This window comes from Gammaproteobacteria bacterium (assembly GCA_029881255.1).
Taxonomy (GTDB): domain Bacteria; phylum Pseudomonadota; class Gammaproteobacteria; order S012-40; family S012-40; genus JAOUMY01.
Window position 1 is genome coordinate 94,141 of sequence record JAOUMY010000009.1, and the last position, 19,761, is coordinate 113,901.

Here is a 19,761-nt window from a genome sequence, read left to right on the forward strand (position 1 = left end):
AAGCGTTGGGATGAAAAGTATCCACTAGTCTCTCCAATTCGACGACTCTGATCGATAGTTTATACCTTAATCGCGAGAAACATTTTGCTACGGTTACTAATAAAAAACCACTGTATTGTCCATACAATACCTAACATTGTTATATTTTTCTTTTGAAAATCGTACCGTATCCATTTTCGGAACTTTTCTACTACCGACGAAAAAGTACAACCACAATCCAATAAAATCGTCGATTTTCGATTCATCACGTAATTCCATAATTGAACTGACAATAGCCTCTCCAACTTCAGTCAAATTTCTGGTGTTTTTGTACATATATTTTCCAACGACTGAAGTCCCAATCTCGCCTAGATCGACCAAAGTATATTTTTCTAAAAGTTTTCCAAATTGATCCCCTACTATTGCAAACTTCCTGAAATCATCAACATTGTCTCCACTATACGACTTAATTTCGCTCGCGGCAGAATCTAGAACACTCCTATCTGCTCCTCCTTTTGCTATTGAATTTAGCATAAAGGCTTCAGGAAGCACTAGTTCCCTAGGTACGAACAAGGCGACTCCGAAGCTCACGGCGCTGGATCTCCATACCAAACATGACCGCCTTGTCTATTGCCATCGTGAAAGTGAGCATATCTTCCAGAAGTTGAGCCTGTAGCTCTATCAGGGTGCGGCGCATCTCTTATCGCACTCGTACCACCTGCTCTCGTCGCAACGCCACGCGCATCTCTCGCATTTCGTGTATATACTCCTGACACGTGATCACCTTCTCTCATCAATCTACGCATTCGTGAAATAGCCTGCTTCCTTGAAATTCGTCGACCTAATACAATTTGACCATTCCTGCCAATAGTAGCCTCGAAATATCGCCCTGTTCTACATTTAAGTCCAAGCGGATCTGCCCACAACAGCGTATTTTTTGCGTAAACATATTCATTTTCTCCCCCTTCCAGACCCAATGGATCCTGAGAAACAAAACGTCCTGTGACTGGGTGATAATATCGAAACCGATTGTAGTGTAAGCCGGTTTCTACGTCAAAATACTGCCCTTGAAAACGAAGATTATTCTTACATCTTTCTAACACTACCTTAGCTTGTCCGAAATTGGAGTATTCTGCATACCAAACATCTTCTCCATTAGTATTTGATACTACGAGAGGAGTTCCTACTATGTCAGTTGAAAGATGAAACCATGAATTGTTCGCAAAATATGCCAACGGATAGAACTCGTCAGGCTCATACAAATAAATAGTTATTCCTTGATTCGACGCTCCTCCCTCCAAAAACAAAACATTACCATCCCAATAAAACTCTCTTATTGCTCCCGCCGTACTCTTGAGAACTCGTCTCCCCAACGCATCATACGCAAATGTCGTCACCACCCCATTCACATTAGCCGCGATCATCTGGTTATTGTGGTTATAGGTATAATCAGTTCGGTGATACCCGCCTTTACCACGAAATTCCTGAATCATATTTCCCACGTCGTCATAGACGAAGCGTCGGTCTTCGAAGACGTAGAGCCGGTTTCCTTGTACCTGGTTGGTTTCGCTCCCGGGAGAGCCGAGTAAATTTCCCGCGGGATCATAGTAAAACTGTTCTGGAGTTGGTGATTTAACCTCGCGTAGTTGATCGCGGGGGTCGTAGAAATATTTCATCACACCGCGGGATGCATCGTGGGTCTCGCTGAGATTGCCTGCTTTGTCGTAACGATATTGACGGTGCAACAGACTCTTGCCATTCGCGTCGGTGCGGTGCTGTATCAAGCGCCCGGCGGGGTCATAATCAAAATTGCTTTGCACCGCCCCGCCTTGACGTATTTTTTCACGTCCGAAAACATCCCGTTGCAGATGTATGATCTGCTCATCGTCGAGGTGTATATCGGTAAATAGTCCGTCACAATCGTAGGCAACTTTGATGGTGCGGCCGTCGGGAAGCTTGGTAGCGATACGATTTCCTACGGCGTCGAATTCATGTTCTAGTACATGATCGCCCTGGGTTTCGCCTATTACGTTGCCTACGGGGTCGTATGCATACTCTACTGTGGTCGTAGAGTTAACAGCTTTTGTCAGCCGACCAATCGGGTCATATTCGAAACTGGCGACTTCGTTATCTGAAAAGGATTTCTCTAGCAAGCGACCGACAGCGTCGCGAGTAAACCGGGTTTTGCGATGCGCGCCGTCGCAATGGGTGACTAAGCTTCCGGCCAAGTCATATTGATAGCGTTGTACCCGTCCGTCAAAACCTATTTCGCCAATCAAACGCTCATTAGCATCATATTTTAGTTCATAGATATTCCCGGTCTCATTCTTCAGCTTGATCAGATTCAGCTCGGTGTCGTAGTCATAGTGAAATTCGGTGCCGTCGGCATTGATACGCTTATACAGGCTGGCAGTTCCGCGGTACTCGTATCGTGTTATACGCCCCAATGGATCGGTGAAGCGAACCAGATTGCCTCGTTCATCGTATTGCAAACGCGTTGTGTTGTTTGTTGCGTCAGTGACTTGGACTAGTTGATTCTTTCTGTCGTAGACGAGCAGAGTTTTGGGGCCACCCCTCCCCTCCTGGACCACTGTAATATTACCAAGCGTGTCATACTGATAACGCGTAATCGCCTTCTTGTGACTAACCTCGGCAAGTAGTTCCCCTCGATCGCTCCAAAGCAAACGGGTCTGGTGCTGTAGTGGATTTGTAATCTTTTCCGGTAAACCAAATTGGTTGACCTCGATCTTGGTTTCATTCCCAAGCGGGTCGGTTTGCGATACCAGGTTTCGCTTGTCGTCATATTGATATTGCCAACTCGCGCCAGTGGCGTCGGTAAACTGCGAAAGATTGTGTTTCTCATCAAATTGACGAATCGTTGCATTGTCAAGGGGATCAATTTCCTGCGTCAAACGTCCAAAGTCATCGTAGACATAAGTCGTCTTATTTCCGTTCGGATCGGTCTGACTAATCTTGTTGTTGTCGTCATCATATTCATAAACAATTTCGCCGCCGAGCGGGTCCATCTCGTGGGTGACTAAACCGGCATCATTCCATTCATAGGTGAGCACTCCGCCTTTTGAGTCGGTGACCTCGGTATATTTGTTGAGTAGGTCGTAGCGCAGTTCGCGGTAGTAGATATTGCCGTCGCCCCAGGTTTTTATGCAGCGCGCGGTGTGGTCATGTCCGTCGTATTCAAAATAGAAATTCAGGCCACCGCGCTGCGTTTCTTTGACCAACAGATGATTGTAGTATTCGAAACGAAATGGGTGGTCTTCGGCGTCGCGAATTTCGACGAGATCGTTTTGTTCGCTATAGATGTAGTTGACCAGGTATTGCACTTGGTCCGGGCCGAGATTGGGATTGAGTATGCCAATGGAGTTTATGCGACCGTCGTTTTGCGTGTTGACGATGAGTTCACGTCTGGCACTATCGACTATCTTTACGAGACGCTGACCGTTATATATGAACTGTATCGAATTTTGGTTTGGGTCATTTATTTTGACCAGTGGCCGTTGATTAACATCGTTGACTGGAAGACCGAAGTTGTATTGCAGTCCTGCCAAATCCTCGATTACAAATAATTCACCAACTCGTTTCAGCCATAGTTTCTCACCGCGATGAAAACTTGGTTGATCAATCGATGGAGGAGCGAACTCTACAAATCGTCCATCGCTGGTGCGCAAAATAAAAACGTGATCGTCATTGTATAAGGCCATGTCATAGCTATGATGCCAACCGTGTCCCAGCGGTCCTTCATACGTCGAGGTGCTATACCAGACGCGTTCCCACTTAAAGGGAATCGGTCCGGGTAATTCAAAGTCGACGAAATCGGTATAGAGTTTGCCGGTAGCGATGTCTACTGGATGCCCGGTTACCGCGCAGATGGCTCGGTGTGCGGCATTGCGTAAACGATTGCCACCTGGGATTCTTCTCAATAAGTCATCGGCTTTTCTGCGAAGAAAATCGGATGCTGCTCGCATCGCGCGCCCGATGCGGCCAGCACCACGCTGAAGTCTACGCAACCCTTTTAAACCGGCCATGATGCCGTGCATCGCAATAGCCATCATCGAAATTGTCGGCGCACCACCAACCAGCACCATCGGCCCTGCGGGTATGGGCAACACAACTGTTGTAGGCAACATCAGGCTTTTTGCCTTGGTGCCTTTCTTACCGGGACGCGGTGGCGCGGGCATTCCGACGTCGCTACAACTCAACACCGGCAAGGCGAGATAACTAAAGGGTTCGTCCTCTGCCAACACGGTTGAGCTGCCCATAAAGCACTCGCCTTCATCACCTGCCGGTTTGATAAAGGTCCCGCCAATGGGTATGTGAACGGGAAGTGCTTTGCCTGCCGAGCCCGCTTGTGCGCGTGGTAAACCGTTGACGCTAACGGTCGAGCCAAGTATCGGCACCAAATCCATCGGATCGAAGACCATGCCGACAAAGGGGTGCGGAACGGGTATAGGTGGCACCGGGCCTGGCGGCTGAACAATGTGCACGTCGATGCCAAGCATAGGGTCTAGCATTTTTGCGGCGGGCATCATGGTCAGGCAACTCCTTCCACGGTTTCGCGCCACTGTTGCAAGGCCAGCTCATGCATGCGTTTCTCGACATGATGGTTTAGCCGTGTATCGCGCAACTTTTCTGCTACCCGTTCCAAACCCTGAGCAACAAACGGCAACGTAGTATTTTCCCGCTCGTTCTCTGGAATCCGTTCGCCAAACTCCAGTGCCTTGTTGCCACACTTCCAGGCGTCTTCATATTCCGTGAGTTGCTCATAGCAATAGGCGGCCATGCGCAGGCTCTCGACGATCATGAACGGGTCTTTGACTTTTTTCGCCAGCGGCGCGCTTTGAAGATAAAAGCCAACGGCCTGTTTGTAGTTGGCCTCTGCTAAAAATGCAGATGCGGTGGCCAACTGACTTTGCAGCACGAGTTTAGGCGCGACTTCGTCGCCGGTTTCTTCGGCGGCGAGTGCAACGTGGTAGGAACGCTGATAGGATTGAACGGCTTTCGTGATATCTTTTTGTCCAAGAAAGAGACTACCCAGCCCCATATACACCACACATTGCATATGTGGCCATTGTTGTTGTTCTGCAATTTGAAGAGCCTTGCGTCCGCTTTTTAACGCCGCTCGCAAGTTTCCTTTGGCCGCGGCGGTGTTCATACCGACGAGAAAACGCCGGAAGCGGTTGCCAGGTGCATTCCCTGGTACGTTGCGCGCGACTTCGGTAATAGCGTCTGCCATATTTAAATCGGCATCAACGGTCTCTACCAACTCCTTACCAACGTGAGAGAGTTGACCGTACAATTCCTTATTTTTATTTTCAACGAGAATAATTCGAATAGTTGGTGGCAAATTAAGGGACAGAAATTCAAGTATCCAACGTTGAAAATCCGCAATATCACTATAGTCCCCGGGTACCAGAACCAGTACCAGACATTCGAGCATTTCGGCATGATATTCCTGAAACGACAGACAACACTGAAAGAAGTAATTGGTTCTATTTTGCTCTTGCTGTCTCGCTGGCGGTGACCATTGATTTTTTATATGGTCGTTTCCAAGTTCTTCTTGGCTGGCAGCATACAAATCGATAAGCGCCCTGGCCAATCTCGCGCCATAGTCAGCCTTGCTCTCAAACGATACATCAAACGGGATAAACAGATCAGGCGTAGATCCACCGTCACTGTCTTCCAATTTGATAAACGCCTCGATCATCCTTCTTTCATCGTCGTCGGCACAACACCAACGAAGAACACGGGCATCCTCGTTTTGTGCGAATGCGTTCCACTGGTCGGTTAGCTTGTCGATGCGTTTTTCAATTGGATTCTTTTTGGTCATGTTTGGGCATACTCATCCTTGAATAGGCACTAATTCAGCTTGACGGTCGCGCCGGATATTTCATTTATCGCCTGAGCCGCACTTGTGATTTTTGGTGCACTAATCGTAATACCGGCCGGGTCTATCTTGATCGAACTGCCGCCGACGGTAAGTGTGATCTCACTCGATCCCGTAATCGAAATATTTGCGGCTTCTAGCGAATAGTTCCCACCGACAATGACTGAGTTATTGCCATCGATAGACGCACTGGCGTTACCAGAAACTAAATCGCTCAAATTTCCTGAAATACTGACTGTCTGGCTGCCACCGATCGTTCGAGTCGCGTCACCTGATACCTCGTATTCTTCCGTTCCGGTCACGCCGATGGTGAGGCTTCCCAGCACCTGTTCCGATTTGTCGCCGGATACGGTTCCTGCGTAGTTTCCGTCTATTGACACTTCCTGATTGCCGTTGACCATCTCGGTGTCGTTGCCTTGCACCGTACTTGTACAATTCCCTTTGACGGTACGCGTCTCGTCGCCATCAATAGAGATGCTGTTATTACCCTTGGTGGAATACGAGCCATCGTTTCCGGCACTAAAGCTGTAGTTGTGTTTTGCACTACCAGAGAAATCTTTTTCGGCGTGGATCGTGATTGATTCACTGCCCTTCTTATCTTCGAAACGAATCTCATTGTAGTTGGATGGACTCCCGCCGGTGCTGGATCGACTCTTCCATCCGCTTTGTGTTTTATTCGCGGGCAAATCGTACGGCGGTTTGTTTTCTTCGTTATAAACACTACCCACGACCAAGGGTTGATCGGGATCACCTTCCAGAAAACTGACAACTACCTCATGACCAATACGCGGAAGAAATTGCGCACCCCACTTTTTTCCCGCCCACTGTTGCATCACGCGTATCCAGCAAGAGCTATTTTCGTTTTTCTCACCGATGCGATCCCAGTGAAATTGAACCTTTATACGACCGTGTTCGTCTGTGTATATTTCCTCGCCGCTCGGGCCTACCACGAGAGCAGTCTGTAACCCATGCACAATCGGCTTGGGTGTTTTCGAAGGTGGTCGAAACACGATGTCAGAAGGAATGCACTGAAACTTATTGTGATAGTCAAAGGCACCTCCTCGCCCCCTGTCATACGAATTCTCCCGCATATAGTGACTAATCGTAGTGATTACATATTCCTGATCTTGTTCTTCTGCTATTTCGTGGCGCGTTAATGTAAACGTGCCGCCTGGAAGAAAGCTGCGGTAGGTTCCGGCAGCGAAGACGGTGTGATATTTCGTTTCTTCCTCTTCCATGCGTATGCGCGTCAGGGCCTCGCCTTCGTCACGGTCAATAAAGGCACCGGGATACCCATAATTTTCGAAGTTAGCGATAGCCGGTAGGTCGACGATGGATGTCACCGAGTTGAGCAGCGAGGTACTGGGTATGAGAAAGTTATAGTCGCTTTGCGACCATTTTCCGGGTATTAAGTGGCGCTGTCGAAACCAGTCATTTAGATGATCATCAAATCCACCCGATTCAAAATAACGGGCCTCGTTCTCTTCACAGTTATGGTAAGAAACAACAGAGTCGCCCAGCACCAGTGTGTGTTTTCCTCCCTCATGTCGGAAATAATAGAAGATTCCCTCTTCTTCCAGTAGGCGAGACACAAAACGAAAATCCGATTCCCGATACTGGACTGTGTACTCCCGTTGGCGAAACGTTCGTTGTGTCTGGAACTCAAAGTCATTGAAACCACGTGACTGAAAGACGTTTTCAATAATGGTTTTCGCATCGCTTTGCTGAAATATCCGGTTATCCGTGTAGTAGGACAACAAATACAACCAGGGAACCAGCTCTGCCTGGTAAATGCGATGCCCCGACGAATGCCGCTCTCCAGCAACAAACTGATTGATATAGCCATTGAAAACGCGCGACGTAGCACTGTTTTCCGCCACCGTGATATCGACACTTGATCCAACAATATCATTGGGATCGATATCATTATTGTGCGACAACATTTCCAGTTGAAAAGAAAACGGGCGAGAGAGATGTTCAGCACCACTCATGGACATCAACAGAAGTTCATCGCTGCCCAATGGTGTACTAATCGAAATAAATCTGCCGTCCTGGCTAAGTATCGGTGGCATAGTTGAGTGCTCTCTATCATTCCCTAAAGAGAGAATAGCGGCCCCGCTATTCACAACACTACTATCGCGTGTTTATGGATAAAATAGCTGTGACTTATTGCACAAGCGGCACCGAATAATTTCAAATATGATACGAATGCAAAGAAATAAATAGTACCTTCGTACTACAAATTCCGTAGGAGATTCACTATAGTTTTTCGATGGTCAGATGATAAATACCGTTGATCTCTAGATACCCTCAAGATCTAACTCACCCAGCCCCAATTCACTCGTAGACGAGCCGGAAAATTCTCTCATATTGCGTTGAAACCCTGGCTCTAGTGGCAACACCATTCGATCCATGGTCCAGTGTCCGTGAATGGTTACTTCTAATCCAGTAATATCAGTTCGCCGGGGAAAATATCGATGTGCCCATGCTTGCAGTGTCGAGCGTGAGGTTGCGCGCGCGTCGCGCAAGCGTAGTGATCGAGCCGGGCCAGCACTCACATGAAAACCTACGTGACCGCCGTCAATTGTATAGAGCTGTCCCTGCCCTCCCTGAGAATAGCGATCATAGTCGTAGGCATTATCTTCATGGAAACTGGCCGGTACCCAGCCGTAACGCACGCGAGGCCCACCGACAACTTGGCAAGCAAAGAAACGTTGAATGGCCGACAAAGTAGATTCATAAGATCCTACCTCGCACGCGACGAGTTCAACTCTTTGTAGGTGAAGATCTACAACTCGCTGCCGCAGTCCACGCAAGTTCGCAATCTGTGTCTCGGTCAGAAATAACAGCGGAACGAGCTCGGCATGACTGCGCCGACTGCACAATAGATTTAACACGTCGGAAGTCAATTCCGGATCGTTGGCTGAATTGCTGCAACCAAGTGGAATATTCAGCGCCTGGGTCAAGCCGTGACTGACGATGACCAGGTTGTCGCCTGCAGTGCAATTTTCGACAATACCTGACAACAGTTGTTGTAACTGCAAGTTGGCAATATCGAATACCTTTTGTGTATTGATCGGCAGCGTACGCGAATTGGCTATTGGAATATAGCGGCAGGAGCGGAGGTAATCTCTCGCCATTGGGAAGTTATCTTGATCAACAATACTCACCGTAGCCATCAGTGCGTGTGCTCCCTTTTTCTGAATTTTCCTCAACGTAACGGAACGTGTGATATGTGTAACGCTATCGCGGATGTTACTTTAATCATTTATATACGACGAAAAGCAAATCGTTGAAAGGCAATTTCGCACAAAATGACTGTCGGTGAAAATATTCGTGACTACACGTCCGACTGGATACCCCATGTCGCATGACATACTCAGGATAATTTTCCGGTTTTAACTAACGCATTTACTTTTTCTGTTGGTTTGGTCTACACTGCCATTCTTTGTTCTATTGACAGTTGGTGCTTATCGTTACTTCATAGCGATTACCGGGACATCTAAATTGGGAAGGTGTCATGATAAAGAGCAGTGTCAGCAAACATGACGAACGCATTACCGTATTATTTTGCCTGGTGGTGCTCGCACCGCTAATTGCCACGCTGTTTGTCGTGGGCTATGGGCTGGTGGTGTGGCTGTTGCAGTTGGTAATGGGACCACCGGGGAGTTGAGGCGCGTGGATATTCAACGTCGAAACTGGCTTCGCGGTCGTTTATCTGCCAAACATATTCCGCTTCTACCACCCTGGTCTATTTCATATGACTTGTTCGTCGAACAATGCACGCGTTGTCATGCCTGTATTGAGAGTTGCCCGGAACAAATCATCGTTAAAGGTGAATCGAACTATCCGAATCTGGATTTCACTCGTGGCGAATGCACTTTCTGCACTCAGTGCGCGAACGCCTGTCCCGAGGGTTTATTCACGGACACGGGCCGCGATCAAGCTTGGTTTTATAAGGCGCAGATTGATGAGCACTGTGTCACCCAATCGGGAGTCATGTGCCAGACCTGCCGTGATCATTGCGAAACCGGCGCAATCACATTCAGGCCGCGTTTAGGACAAGTCGCACAGCCATCAATAGAAACGGAAAACTGCAACGGTTGTGGTGCCTGCGTAAAGAACTGCCCGGTATCCGCCATCTCTGTTCACGAACCGAAACACCACGCTGCTCAGGAATCCGCACATGCAAGCAGTTAAGGACGTCGCCCATATCTCCAGTGTGATCGTGCATTGTCTGCCACAGCGCTTTGATCAACTACTGCAGCGTATCTCAATGCTGGATTGTTGCGAAATCGGCGCCCACAACGGTAGTGACAAGTTGATCCCGATACTGGAAATGGCAACCGAATCTGGAATCCTCGATACCCTACGCGAAATCGAGGCAATGGAAGGCGTGATCAGCGCAACCATGGTTTATCACCAGATCGACGAAGAGGATGAGGAGGTCTTACCGTAATGAGTCTTACACGTCGTGGTTTTATAAAAGCTAACGCGCTCGCCACCGCCGCGGCCGCTGCCGGAATTACTTTACCCACGCATGCGGCCAACCTGGTCACCCACGCGTCGAAGAATAAACTCAAATGGTCGAAGGCCGCGTGTCGCTTTTGTGGTACGGGTTGCAGCGTCAATGTTGCTGTTAAAGACAATCGCGTCGTCGCCACCCATGGCGACATCAACTCTCCAGTCAACAAGGGCCTCAACTGTATCAAGGGCTACTTTCTGTCGAAAATCATGTACGGCAAGGATCGTCTACAGACACCGTTACTGCGTAAAAAGAACGGTCGATACGACAAGGATGGCGATTTCACGCCGGTGTCCTGGGACGAGGCCTTTGACGTGATGGAAGAAAAATTCAAGGCCGCGTTAAAGGAAAAAGGGCCCAAGGGCGTTGGCATGTTCGGCTCGGGCCAGTGGACGGTTTGGGAGGGCTATGCCGCCAGCAAATTGATGAAGGCCGGTTTTCTCTCCAACAATATTGACCCCAATGCGCGACACTGTATGGCCTCGGCCGTAGGCGGGTTTATGCGTACATTCGGTATCGATGAACCGATGGGCTGTTATGACGATTTTGAACACGCGGACGCGTTTGTACTTTGGGGTTCAAATATGGCAGAGATGCACCCCGTATTGTGGATGCGCATTACCGACAGACGACTGAGTTATGAACATGTAAAGGTGGCCGTGCTCTCGACGTATGAACACCGCTCGTTTGATCTGGCCGACTTACCCATCGTGTTTACGCCGCAAACCGATATGGCGATACTCAATTACATTGCCAATTACATTATCCAGACCGGGCGCGTGAACAAAGATTTCGTGGCCAAACACGTCAACTTTCGTATCGGCAATACCGACATCGGCTACGGTTTGCGCCCGGAACATCCTCTGGAAAAGCGCGCGGCCAACGCCAAAAACGCAGGCGGTTCCAAGGCGAGTAGCTTTGACGAGTTTGCCAAGTTTGTTTCCACATACGACGCCGACTATGTGTCAAAACTCTCCGGCGTGTCTGCAAGCAACTTGAAAAAACTTGCAGAACTCTATGCCGACCCCAACACCAAAGTCATGTCCTTATGGACGATGGGCGTTAACCAACACACCCGCGGCGTGTGGACCAATAACATGATCTATAACATCCATCTGTTGACCGGAAAAATTTCGACGCCGGGCAACAGTCCGTTTTCACTCACCGGACAGCCTTCGGCCTGTGGCACCGCCAGAGAAGTAGGCACCTTTGCCCATCGCCTTCCTGCCGATATGGTAGTCAATAAACCCGAACATCGTGAGATAGCGGAGAAGAAATGGAAACTGCCCAAGGGAATTCTTCCCGGCTGGGTGGGTGCCCATGCGGTGTTGCAAAATCGTCAACTCAAAGACGGTGAAATCAATGCCTACTGGGTGCAGGTAAACAACAACGTGCAGGCCGCGGCTAATATGGTTGAGGAAACCCTGCCCGGTTATCGCAATCCGAAAAACTTTATCGTGGTCTCCGACGCCTATCCCACCGTCACCGCACAGGCCGCCGATTTGATCTTGCCGACGGCGATGTGGGTAGAGAAAGAAGGTGCCTATGGCAATGCGGAGCGACGCACACAGTTCTGGCATCAAATGGTCGACGCGCCGGGTGAGTCGAAATCCGATTTGTGGCAACTGGTGGAGTTTTCAAAACGCTTTAAGACCGACGAGGTATGGCCGGCAGCGGTACTCAACAAGAACAAAAACTATAAAGGCAAAACCCTGTACGATGTTTTGTTTGCCAATGGTCAGGTAAACAAATTTCCCTTGTCGGAAATGGATGCCGATTACAACAACCAGGAAAGCAAACATTTTGGTTTTTACATACAAAAAGGTTTGTTCGAGGAATATGCCTCCTTCGGCCGCGGCAAGGCGCATGATCTCGCGGATTTTGATCGTTATCATCAGGAGCGCGGTTTGCGTTGGCCGGTCGTCGATGGCAAAGAAACCCGTTGGCGTTTTCGCGAAGGCAGCGACCCCTATGTTAAAAAAGGCAAAGGCTTCGAGTTTTATGGCAAGCCTGACGGTAAGGCGGTAATCTTCGCCCTGCCCTACGAGCCACCGGCAGAGTCACCCGACAAACAATACGATCTGTGGCTCTCAACCGGACGCGTACTCGAACACTGGCATTCCGGTTCGATGACACAGCGCGTACCCGAGCTCTATCGCGCCTTTCCCGATGCGGTGGTCTTTATGCATCCGCAAGATGCCCGTGACCGTTCCCTGCGCCGCGGCGATCAAGTCAAAATACAATCCAGACGCGGAGAAATGTTGACGCGTGTGGAAACCCGAGGAAGAAACAAACCACCCAGGGGCCTGGTGTTTGTGCCCTGGTTCGACGCGAGCCAGTTGATCAATAAGGTAACACTCGATGCCACCGATCCGATCTCGAAAGAAACGGATTACAAGAAATGCGCCGTGCGCATTGTTAAGGCATAGGGGGCATAACATGAAATATCTTTTCGCTCTTTACGTCGTCGGTGTTTTTCTAAGTCAATCGGTGCTTGCCGACGATAATGTTGCGACGTTGCGCAAACATGCGCTGCCCACGCAACAGGACACACCGCCCATCGCGCCGGTACTTAATGAAGACATAAAGCGCAAACGTAATTACCCGATGCAACCACCGACGATACCGCACAAGATCGACAATTATCAGGTGGACATACGCTCAAACAAGTGTCTCAGTTGCCACAGCCGCAAACAGACGGAACAGAGCCAGGCACCGATGGTAAGCGTTACCCATTACATGGACAGGGACGGTAATTTTCTCGCCGATGTTTCACCGCGACGCTATTTTTGCACCCAGTGCCACGTCATACAGACCAATGCGAAACTGCTGGTGGATAACGAGTTTAAAGACATGGATGAATTGCTAAACGATAAGGCCGCTCGATGAAGGACTGGCTAAAAAAAGAGATCAAGTGGCGTTGGCACATTCTACGTAGTCCCACCCAACACTACGCGCTGGGCTTTCTGGTCATGGTCGGTTTTTTCGCCGGTATTATTTTCTGGGGTGGATTCAACACCGTATTGGAGTTCACCAACACCGAGGGTTTTTGTATCGGTTGTCACGAAATGCGCGACAACGTCTATCAGGAGTTGCAAACCACCATCCACTTTGCCAATCGTTCCGGCGTACGCGCCAAGTGTGCCGACTGCCACGTACCCCACGACTGGACGTCCAAACTCGCGAGAAAGATGCAGGCCTCAAAAGAGATTTGGGGCAAGGTGTTCGGCACGATCGATACCCGCGAAAAGTTTTTGGATAAGCGGCGCGAACTGGCGGAGCACGAATGGGCCAGACTAAAGGCCAACGATTCGCTTGAGTGTCGTAACTGCCACAATTTTGAATACATGGATTTAACCCGACAAAGCCAGCGCGCCTCCGCACAACACGACCGGGCACTCAGTGGCGGTGATAAAACCTGTATCGATTGCCACAAGGGTATCGCCCATCGACTACCGGATATGGAGGGGGTTGAGGGGTGGTGAGGGGTGAGCTCAACAACCGCTTCAAATCGTTTCCAAAGACACCACTTCCTGATCGACAAACCCTGCATGTTTTCTAAGTGCGGGCAGTAGTAGTTGGTCGGCGAACAGGCAGCGTGTGAACGAATCGCCTCCCGCCATTCATCGCGATAGAGTGGCTTTTGTGGTCGGTTCAACCAACTGCGTACAAGCGGCCCGGCCTTTTCCTGAAAAATGATTGCGGCATTTGTGCTATCTCTTCTCGGCTATGCCCGGATTTCTTTAAACTGTAAATCTGGTATCGTTCATAAGTTCTTCATCTCTTGCGGGGAGAAGCCTGACTTTACCAGTTGACCTCTCTATTACCAATTGCACCTACTATCCGTATCCGCCAAATGGTATCTATCTAAATTTATGTAATTTATTCCTCGACTAGAGCGAGGAAAAATTTATTTACTTTGACAACGACAAGATATAATACATTTTCAAACCAGGGTCTTCCTGGCGAAACGCTTTCGCGCTACTTTGCACCCATCTGGTGATAAATTCTCCAATCTGTGAAGCGCTTACATTGTACTCGCCACTGTTTGGTTCGAAGAAATACATATCATCCTCATCAAACGCAAAACCAATCGCGTGGCGAGCATTCCCTTGTTGATATGCGAAGACAAAAGGTCGTTGAGACACACCACCATAATTTTTATAGAAAAGATTGATCACAGAAGCCAGATCATCACTGCTGCATTCTGTCTTCTTTCGTATCTTCATTTCAATTTTGCCAACATGCGGCATGTACTCTCGCATGCCGCCAAGAAAGTTAATTGATGTTTGTATTTGGCTATTTCGAGAATGTTCATTGCGAGGTGCTGGTGTTGGCGTTGCGCTTGAGTAAGACCAATCGCGAAACTCTTCAAAAGTGCGCCCCTCCCACTGTCCTATACGTTGAAACAAATGCATCGCGTCTTCGTATTTCAGATTTTCAACAGCGGAGTAACTGCCCCATGACTGAGTGCTTTCGCTATATTGAAGATCACCCCAAATAAGCGCAGCCGCAAAACACACACCGTCTTGAGCCGACACCTGAGTTCGGCTCCTTCCCATACCGCTGGCATTGTTATTCAGGTTGGCCGCTTTTAGGACGCTCTGATTCCAGTCCTCAGTTTTCCATTTACTTATTTGCTCGTATGACATCCTTATCCTCCAAAAATAATATTGTAGCTTTGCGATAGCGACATACTGTGAGTGACAACAATCGTTTGAAAACGAAACAGCGTTGATTTGTAGTATAGAGGCATGGGCAAGGAAGTAGTTGTAAGCTACATCACAACAAATGCTAAAAGTTATAGAAATAGTTGTATAACCATCGGAACCAAAATCCAGCGGGCACAACAAAACCAGTTGAACACTGCGGCTGAAGGACATCCGTCGGGTTCCCAAAGAATATTTAGGTTTGATCCCTTAAGACGAAAGGAACCCAAGATCTACAACTTTAGCAAGACAAGCTTACTTCTACCCCTTTTTCTTGTTCAATGCCCCAAATGGCTTCTGAACACAGGATTCCGGTGTATTAGTTTCGCTATTGCCGATTCAAATAAGATACAGAACAACGACTACAAACCCTCGCCAACAACTATAATCGAAAAGATTGACGATGCATCCCTCGACTGTTTTCCCCCTATAGCCATGACTGTTTCTCAACATCTAGCGCAATCTCAACCCTTTCGCTAGCAGTTAACGCAGGCTCTGTAGTCATGGCTTGCCTCCCTCCCCTGATGAGAAACCAAATGGCCAGCGACATCTCTCCGAATATGCTTGGGATAGCAACCAGCATCAGGAAGTAATCCGCATAGGCTTCGTAGTCCAGAAGTGTGAAGTGCGCAACAGTATCAATCATATACATCATACCCGCTATCATGAGAAAGACGGTAATAAATTTTGGCCCATCTATTATGTTTGCAAGAACAATCAAGTGGACACCAAAGAAGAAAAGACCGATTAGCCAAATAGTGTTGAATTCATCGACTTTTTTGAGGATTTCATCCGCAGTGTCCAAACCAAACACAGCGGGCAGAGAGAATATGGCAACACCCATAATTACCGCATGCATCATTCTAAAGAGCGTGCTTAAAATGGATAGCGGATTCTTTTTGTATAACTCAAATAGCGTCCATGCCACCACTACATCGAAAACCACAGTAATCAAAAAGGCAACAATACCAGCACTTACCATTGCTGGGGATTGTTGCACCATCGTTATCGGATCATTGAGCAATGATTCGACAACAAAAAAGTTAGCAAATATTGCCGCAAAGAAAATGACTAGATAACTCAGGCCAGTGGTCACGGCGTATTTTCTTGATGCGTTTGTGATGTTCATTTTGACTCTCCAATAATCAATATGAGGTGGTTTTACACAACGATAACGACATTGCCCTTTTTGTGTCCGTTGTCGATGTAGTGCGGTATTTAAAAGCTTTCATAGTTTTCTTCCCCGTTTTTGAATGATGGTGTCGTACTTGAACAGAAGTGTTAGTGCGCAATAACGCTGCGTCTGTCAAAGTCATTGTTCGAGTAGTTAAAACCTTTGACGATCAACCACACACTTAGCGCAAGTTCGAACAACCCGCCGGGAAACCAACTTCGACTTATACAACAAGGTGCAAAACATCAGTCCGCCCATGCCCCATATCGCCATATCGATCTGGTAGCAAAGAACCCACCTTGTTTGAGAACAGTAACTTAAAAACAACATTGCCTTGTATCAACGCTAAGTTCCTGTCTTTCAAATACCGTGTAGTAATTATCGACCATGCAATGTAGTATGCATATTCCGAATTTTTGTATATAACGCATGCAAAAACGTATGGATTGGCGATCGGTAAATTTTGACTGGAATCGGGCAAGAGCCTTTCTCGTTACGGCGGAAGAGGGAACATTATCTGCGGCCGCACGTGCCCTGGGAATGACGCAGCCCACCTTAGGTCGTCAGGTTACGGCTCTGGAAAAGGAATTAGGCGTTATCCTTTTTGAGCGAGTAGGATTAGGGCTGGTACTGACACCCAGCGGGCTAGATTTGTTGGAACATGTTCGCGCCATGGGCAACGCGGCAAATCAGGTGTCATTGACAGCGAGTGGTCAGACACAAGACCTGGAAGGCAACGTCTGCATATCCGCGAGTGAGGTTTACTCGGCATACATACTTCCCCCAATCATTGCCAAACTTCGCCTAATCGAACCGAAGATACAGATCGAGATTGTTGCCAGCAATCAAGAAAGCGACTTGCGACGACGCGAGGCAGATATCGCCCTGCGCAACTTCGAACCCACACAGCCCGAATTGATCGCAAAAAAAATCAAAGATGTCTCGGCACGTTTCTATGCAACAAAAAAGTACCTGGACCGCGTCGGCCTACCTAAAACGATTGAACACCTGCAACAGCTCAACTTCGTCGCCTTTGAAAGCCCAATGATGTTGATTAATCATCTCAAGCAAATAGGCCTGAATCTTTCTCTTCGTAATTTTCCCATCGTCACTACCAGCTATTTGGTCCAATGGGAATTGGTAAAACAGGACTTAGGCATCGGCATGATGCCTGAGGAAATTGGCAATGCCGACCCTTTGGTCCAACAAGTGCTTCCCGACTTTCCGCCCATCGTATTCCCAATCTGGTTGACCACCCACCGAGAGCTTCGTACCAGTCGCAGGGTGAGGATTGTTTTTGATTTATTGGCGAGTGAGCTCTAGCGCTATTATGGAAGGTTTATTGGGGCTATTTCATCAATCGCGCCTATGCTCGTCCCGGCACGTCGATAAACTGGGAAGGCATTTTACTTGGTCTCCAACATCTGAGTAAAACCACCCTTCATCTTGGCAGTGTCTCCGCATTAAACCAACAAGGTCTTGCACATTACCTCAGCCTGGAAGGAGATTCTGTCATCCACTTGTGGGGACAGGATACTCCCCCGACATGGATGGACACACTCCAAACAAATTTCCAATGGGCTTTCCACAGGAAAAAGCTATTCCGATCTGACTCTGAAAAAGCATGGATCAACTTGCCAACAAAAATACGGGACTGGACCATCCGCGCTTCGGCACCAGAGCGCGCATTACTGGAGGTCCTCAGTGAGGTTGATGAAACTCCGTCATCATTCATCTTCTCCGCAGAGCTGTTTGAGGGTATGACGATGGCCAGGCCTGCTGTTATCAATCAGTTGCTACAAAATTGTACTCACAACAAGGCAAAGCGGCTTTTCCTTTTTCTGTCAGAGCATTTTAACTATCCATGGGCAAAGAAAATCAATTTTGATGACGTAGACCTTGGCAAAGGAAAACGACTCGTGACGAGAGGCGGCATCTATAACAAGAAATACCAAATCACCGTGCCGGAGAATTTTCGTGCTGGATAGAAACAATCCACATTATCGCCAAGTCGAATTACTTGTACGTGTCTTACCTTTAGTGGCTCAAGAAAAACTTTTTGCACTAAAAGGTGGAACTGCCATCAACCTTTTTGTCCGCGATTTACCTCGTCTTTCCGTAGATATCGATTTGACCTATTTGCCCATCGATGAGAGAGACACAGCATTACTTGCGATAAATGATGGCCTGGCGCGGATTTCGACCCAAATTACTCGAGTCGAGAAAGGCGATCCCAAATGCGGTATCGGCGTCGTTTTTGAGTTATCCGCTTTGGTAGGAGTGAAACTCTTCGATGAGGCTAGCTCTGCCCTAACCCACCACATCAAGCAGGTCGAAGATAAGCTCGCTCTTCTGCCCAAAGCGGTACATAAAAAGACCAAGTCCGTAGATGATGATTTCTAAACAGCCGCATATCCAAGCCTTTGTCTGGATCTGGTTACCTGGTGAATCCGAGCCTGTTGTCACAGGTAAACTAACACTGGAAGGAAAAAACCTGCTCTTCAACTATGGCAAGAGTTACCTGAATCGCGCCAATGCCATCGCCATATATGATCAAGAACTGCCATTAAAACCGGGCGTTCACGCGCTTTTTGCAGGATTGAGTATGCCCAACTGTATTCGGGATGCTGTGCCCGATGCTTGGGGACGTCGTGTGCTAATTAATCGTTTGCTTGGCCTAAAGGGTGAGCAAGCCGGAAACACTTCCCAACTAGACGAACTAAGCTATCTACTTTAGTCCGGCTCTGACAGAATTGGCGCGTTGGATTTTCAAAAGTCAGCCACTGAATACGTGCCGCGATTTGCAAACAATGCCCCCCTCGAGGAATTACTCGCTGCTGCGGAAATGGTCGAAAAAGGTATTCCGCTTACTCGGGAACTAGAGCAGGCTTTGCATCACGGCACTTCTATTGGTGGTGCGCGTCCTAAGGCTTTAATCGAAGACGGTAAGAAGCAACACAAGCGATGCTTATTTCTGACGGTAACCGGATGAGTCGTTTAAGCACATGCCTGGAAACGGCTCATAATTTTCTCCTATCTCAGGAAGATGCTCGTGAAATTATGGATCACCAAGTTTCGGTAATAGAAAAAAATTGGAATATAGTTTGTGACGAGGCCGATCTGAATCCAACCGACCGCGCATTATTCTGGAGGCGACAATTCTTGAATCCGTTTGCCTTTGAGGGATATCGAGATTAATTCGGAAAAAGGGAAAAAGGTCGCATCTGTTAGTTTGTCATTTCGAGTGGATTACTGAAAGACAAGCGCAATCCGGACCGTGCTGGAAAATAGTTAAAAACGGAAATTACCTAAATTGAAACCTAAAAACGAAAAAAGGGTTAGCTTTTTGAGCTAACCCTTTGAGAATAGTGGCGTCCCCAAGGGGATTCGAACCCCTGTTACCGCCGTGAAAGGGCGGTGTCCTAGGCCTCTAGACGATGGGGACGCTGAAAAAAGGTTTTTCAACCAAAGT

General features: G+C 48.1%; 15 protein-coding genes, 1 tRNA gene and 2 pseudogenes. 10 read left to right on the top strand and 8 right to left on the bottom strand.

Features of this window, described 5'->3' with window-relative positions:
* Positions 1-96 precede the first annotated feature (96 nt).
* The 5 genes from OEZ43_15805 to OEZ43_15825 form a co-directional block, all read right to left on the bottom strand.
* Entirely contained in the window at positions 97-570 is a 474-nt protein-coding gene (locus OEZ43_15805; protein MDH5547057.1) for a hypothetical protein, read from the bottom strand.
* Complete coding sequence (locus OEZ43_15810; protein MDH5547058.1) at positions 567-4,526, bottom strand: DUF6531 domain-containing protein; 3,960 nt, start codon at positions 4,524-4,526, stop codon at positions 567-569. The genes OEZ43_15805 and OEZ43_15810 overlap by 4 nt, the downstream gene beginning before the upstream one ends.
* Positions 4,527-4,528: 2 nt before the next feature.
* Positions 4,529-5,824, bottom strand: a complete 1,296-nt coding sequence (locus tag OEZ43_15815) for a hypothetical protein (protein ID MDH5547059.1) — start codon at positions 5,822-5,824, stop codon at positions 4,529-4,531.
* 29 nt (positions 5,825-5,853) lie between these two features.
* Positions 5,854-7,953 carry a type VI secretion system tip protein VgrG gene (gene vgrG, locus OEZ43_15820; GenBank protein MDH5547060.1) on the bottom strand — a complete coding sequence of 700 codons (2,100 nt, stop codon included), beginning with the start codon at positions 7,951-7,953 and terminating at the stop codon, positions 5,854-5,856.
* A gap of 228 nt (positions 7,954-8,181) precedes the next feature.
* Positions 8,182-9,060, bottom strand: coding sequence for a hypothetical protein (locus OEZ43_15825; protein MDH5547061.1), 879 nt, complete (start codon positions 9,058-9,060; stop codon positions 8,182-8,184).
* 341 nt (positions 9,061-9,401) lie between these two features.
* Here OEZ43_15825 and OEZ43_15830 point away from each other — a divergent pair, with 341 nt between their 5' ends.
* Genes OEZ43_15830 through OEZ43_15855 form a run of 6 tightly spaced genes read left to right on the top strand, consistent with a single transcriptional unit; the run spans position 9,402 to position 13,891 of the window.
* Positions 9,402-9,554, top strand: a complete 153-nt coding sequence (locus tag OEZ43_15830; protein ID MDH5547062.1) for a periplasmic nitrate reductase, NapE protein — start codon at positions 9,402-9,404, stop codon at positions 9,552-9,554.
* Positions 9,555-9,559: 5 nt separating this feature from the next.
* Positions 9,560-10,081 carry a ferredoxin-type protein NapF gene (napF, locus tag OEZ43_15835; protein ID MDH5547063.1) on the top strand — a complete coding sequence of 174 codons (522 nt, stop codon included), beginning with the start codon at positions 9,560-9,562 and terminating at the stop codon, positions 10,079-10,081.
* The gene (locus tag OEZ43_15840; protein ID MDH5547064.1) at positions 10,068-10,340 is read left to right on the top strand and encodes a chaperone NapD; all 273 of its coding nucleotides are present in this window, start codon (positions 10,068-10,070) and stop codon (positions 10,338-10,340) included. Before napF ends, OEZ43_15840 begins: the two co-directional genes overlap by 14 nt.
* Positions 10,340-12,835, top strand: a complete 2,496-nt coding sequence (napA, locus tag OEZ43_15845; GenBank protein MDH5547065.1) for a nitrate reductase catalytic subunit NapA — start codon at positions 10,340-10,342, stop codon at positions 12,833-12,835. Before OEZ43_15840 ends, napA begins: the two co-directional genes overlap by 1 nt.
* Positions 12,836-12,845: 10 nt before the next feature.
* Positions 12,846-13,295, top strand: a complete 450-nt coding sequence (locus tag OEZ43_15850; protein MDH5547066.1) for a nitrate reductase cytochrome c-type subunit — start codon at positions 12,846-12,848, stop codon at positions 13,293-13,295.
* Positions 13,292-13,891 carry a NapC/NirT family cytochrome c gene (locus OEZ43_15855; GenBank protein ID MDH5547067.1) on the top strand — a complete coding sequence of 200 codons (600 nt, stop codon included), beginning with the start codon at positions 13,292-13,294 and terminating at the stop codon, positions 13,889-13,891. Before OEZ43_15850 ends, OEZ43_15855 begins: the two co-directional genes overlap by 4 nt.
* Before the next feature lie 429 nt (positions 13,892-14,320).
* On the opposite strand, the gene OEZ43_15860 is transcribed toward OEZ43_15855, so the two are convergent.
* Positions 14,321-15,058: a hypothetical protein gene (locus OEZ43_15860; protein MDH5547068.1), complete on the bottom strand. Its 738-nt coding sequence runs from the start codon at positions 15,056-15,058 to the stop codon at positions 14,321-14,323.
* 484 nt (positions 15,059-15,542) lie between these two features.
* Positions 15,543-16,244, bottom strand: coding sequence for a DUF4386 domain-containing protein (locus OEZ43_15865; GenBank protein ID MDH5547069.1), 702 nt, complete (start codon positions 16,242-16,244; stop codon positions 15,543-15,545).
* 474 nt (positions 16,245-16,718) lie between these two features.
* Here OEZ43_15865 and OEZ43_15870 point away from each other — a divergent pair, with 474 nt between their 5' ends.
* The 4 genes and pseudogenes from OEZ43_15870 (at position 16,719) to OEZ43_15885 (ending at position 19,487) form a co-directional block, all read left to right on the top strand.
* Positions 16,719-17,612 (top strand): LysR family transcriptional regulator, encoded by an 894-nt coding sequence (locus OEZ43_15870; GenBank protein ID MDH5547070.1) that lies wholly within the window; start codon positions 16,719-16,721, stop codon positions 17,610-17,612.
* A 197-nt stretch (positions 17,613-17,809) separates the two neighbouring features.
* On the top strand, positions 17,810-18,277 hold the full coding sequence (locus tag OEZ43_15875; protein MDH5547071.1) for a type IV toxin-antitoxin system AbiEi family antitoxin domain-containing protein: 468 nt from the start codon (positions 17,810-17,812) through the stop codon (positions 18,275-18,277).
* Positions 18,270-18,500 (top strand): annotated as a pseudogene (locus tag OEZ43_15880) (nucleotidyl transferase AbiEii/AbiGii toxin family protein). Before OEZ43_15875 ends, OEZ43_15880 begins: the two are co-directional and overlap by 8 nt.
* Before the next feature lie 181 nt (positions 18,501-18,681).
* Positions 18,682-19,487, top strand: a pseudogene (locus OEZ43_15885) (HipA N-terminal domain-containing protein).
* 171 nt (positions 19,488-19,658) lie between these two features.
* Here OEZ43_15885 and OEZ43_15890 read toward each other — a convergent pair.
* Positions 19,659-19,734: transfer RNA gene (locus OEZ43_15890), tRNA-Glu, on the bottom strand.
* Positions 19,735-19,761 lie beyond the last annotated feature (27 nt).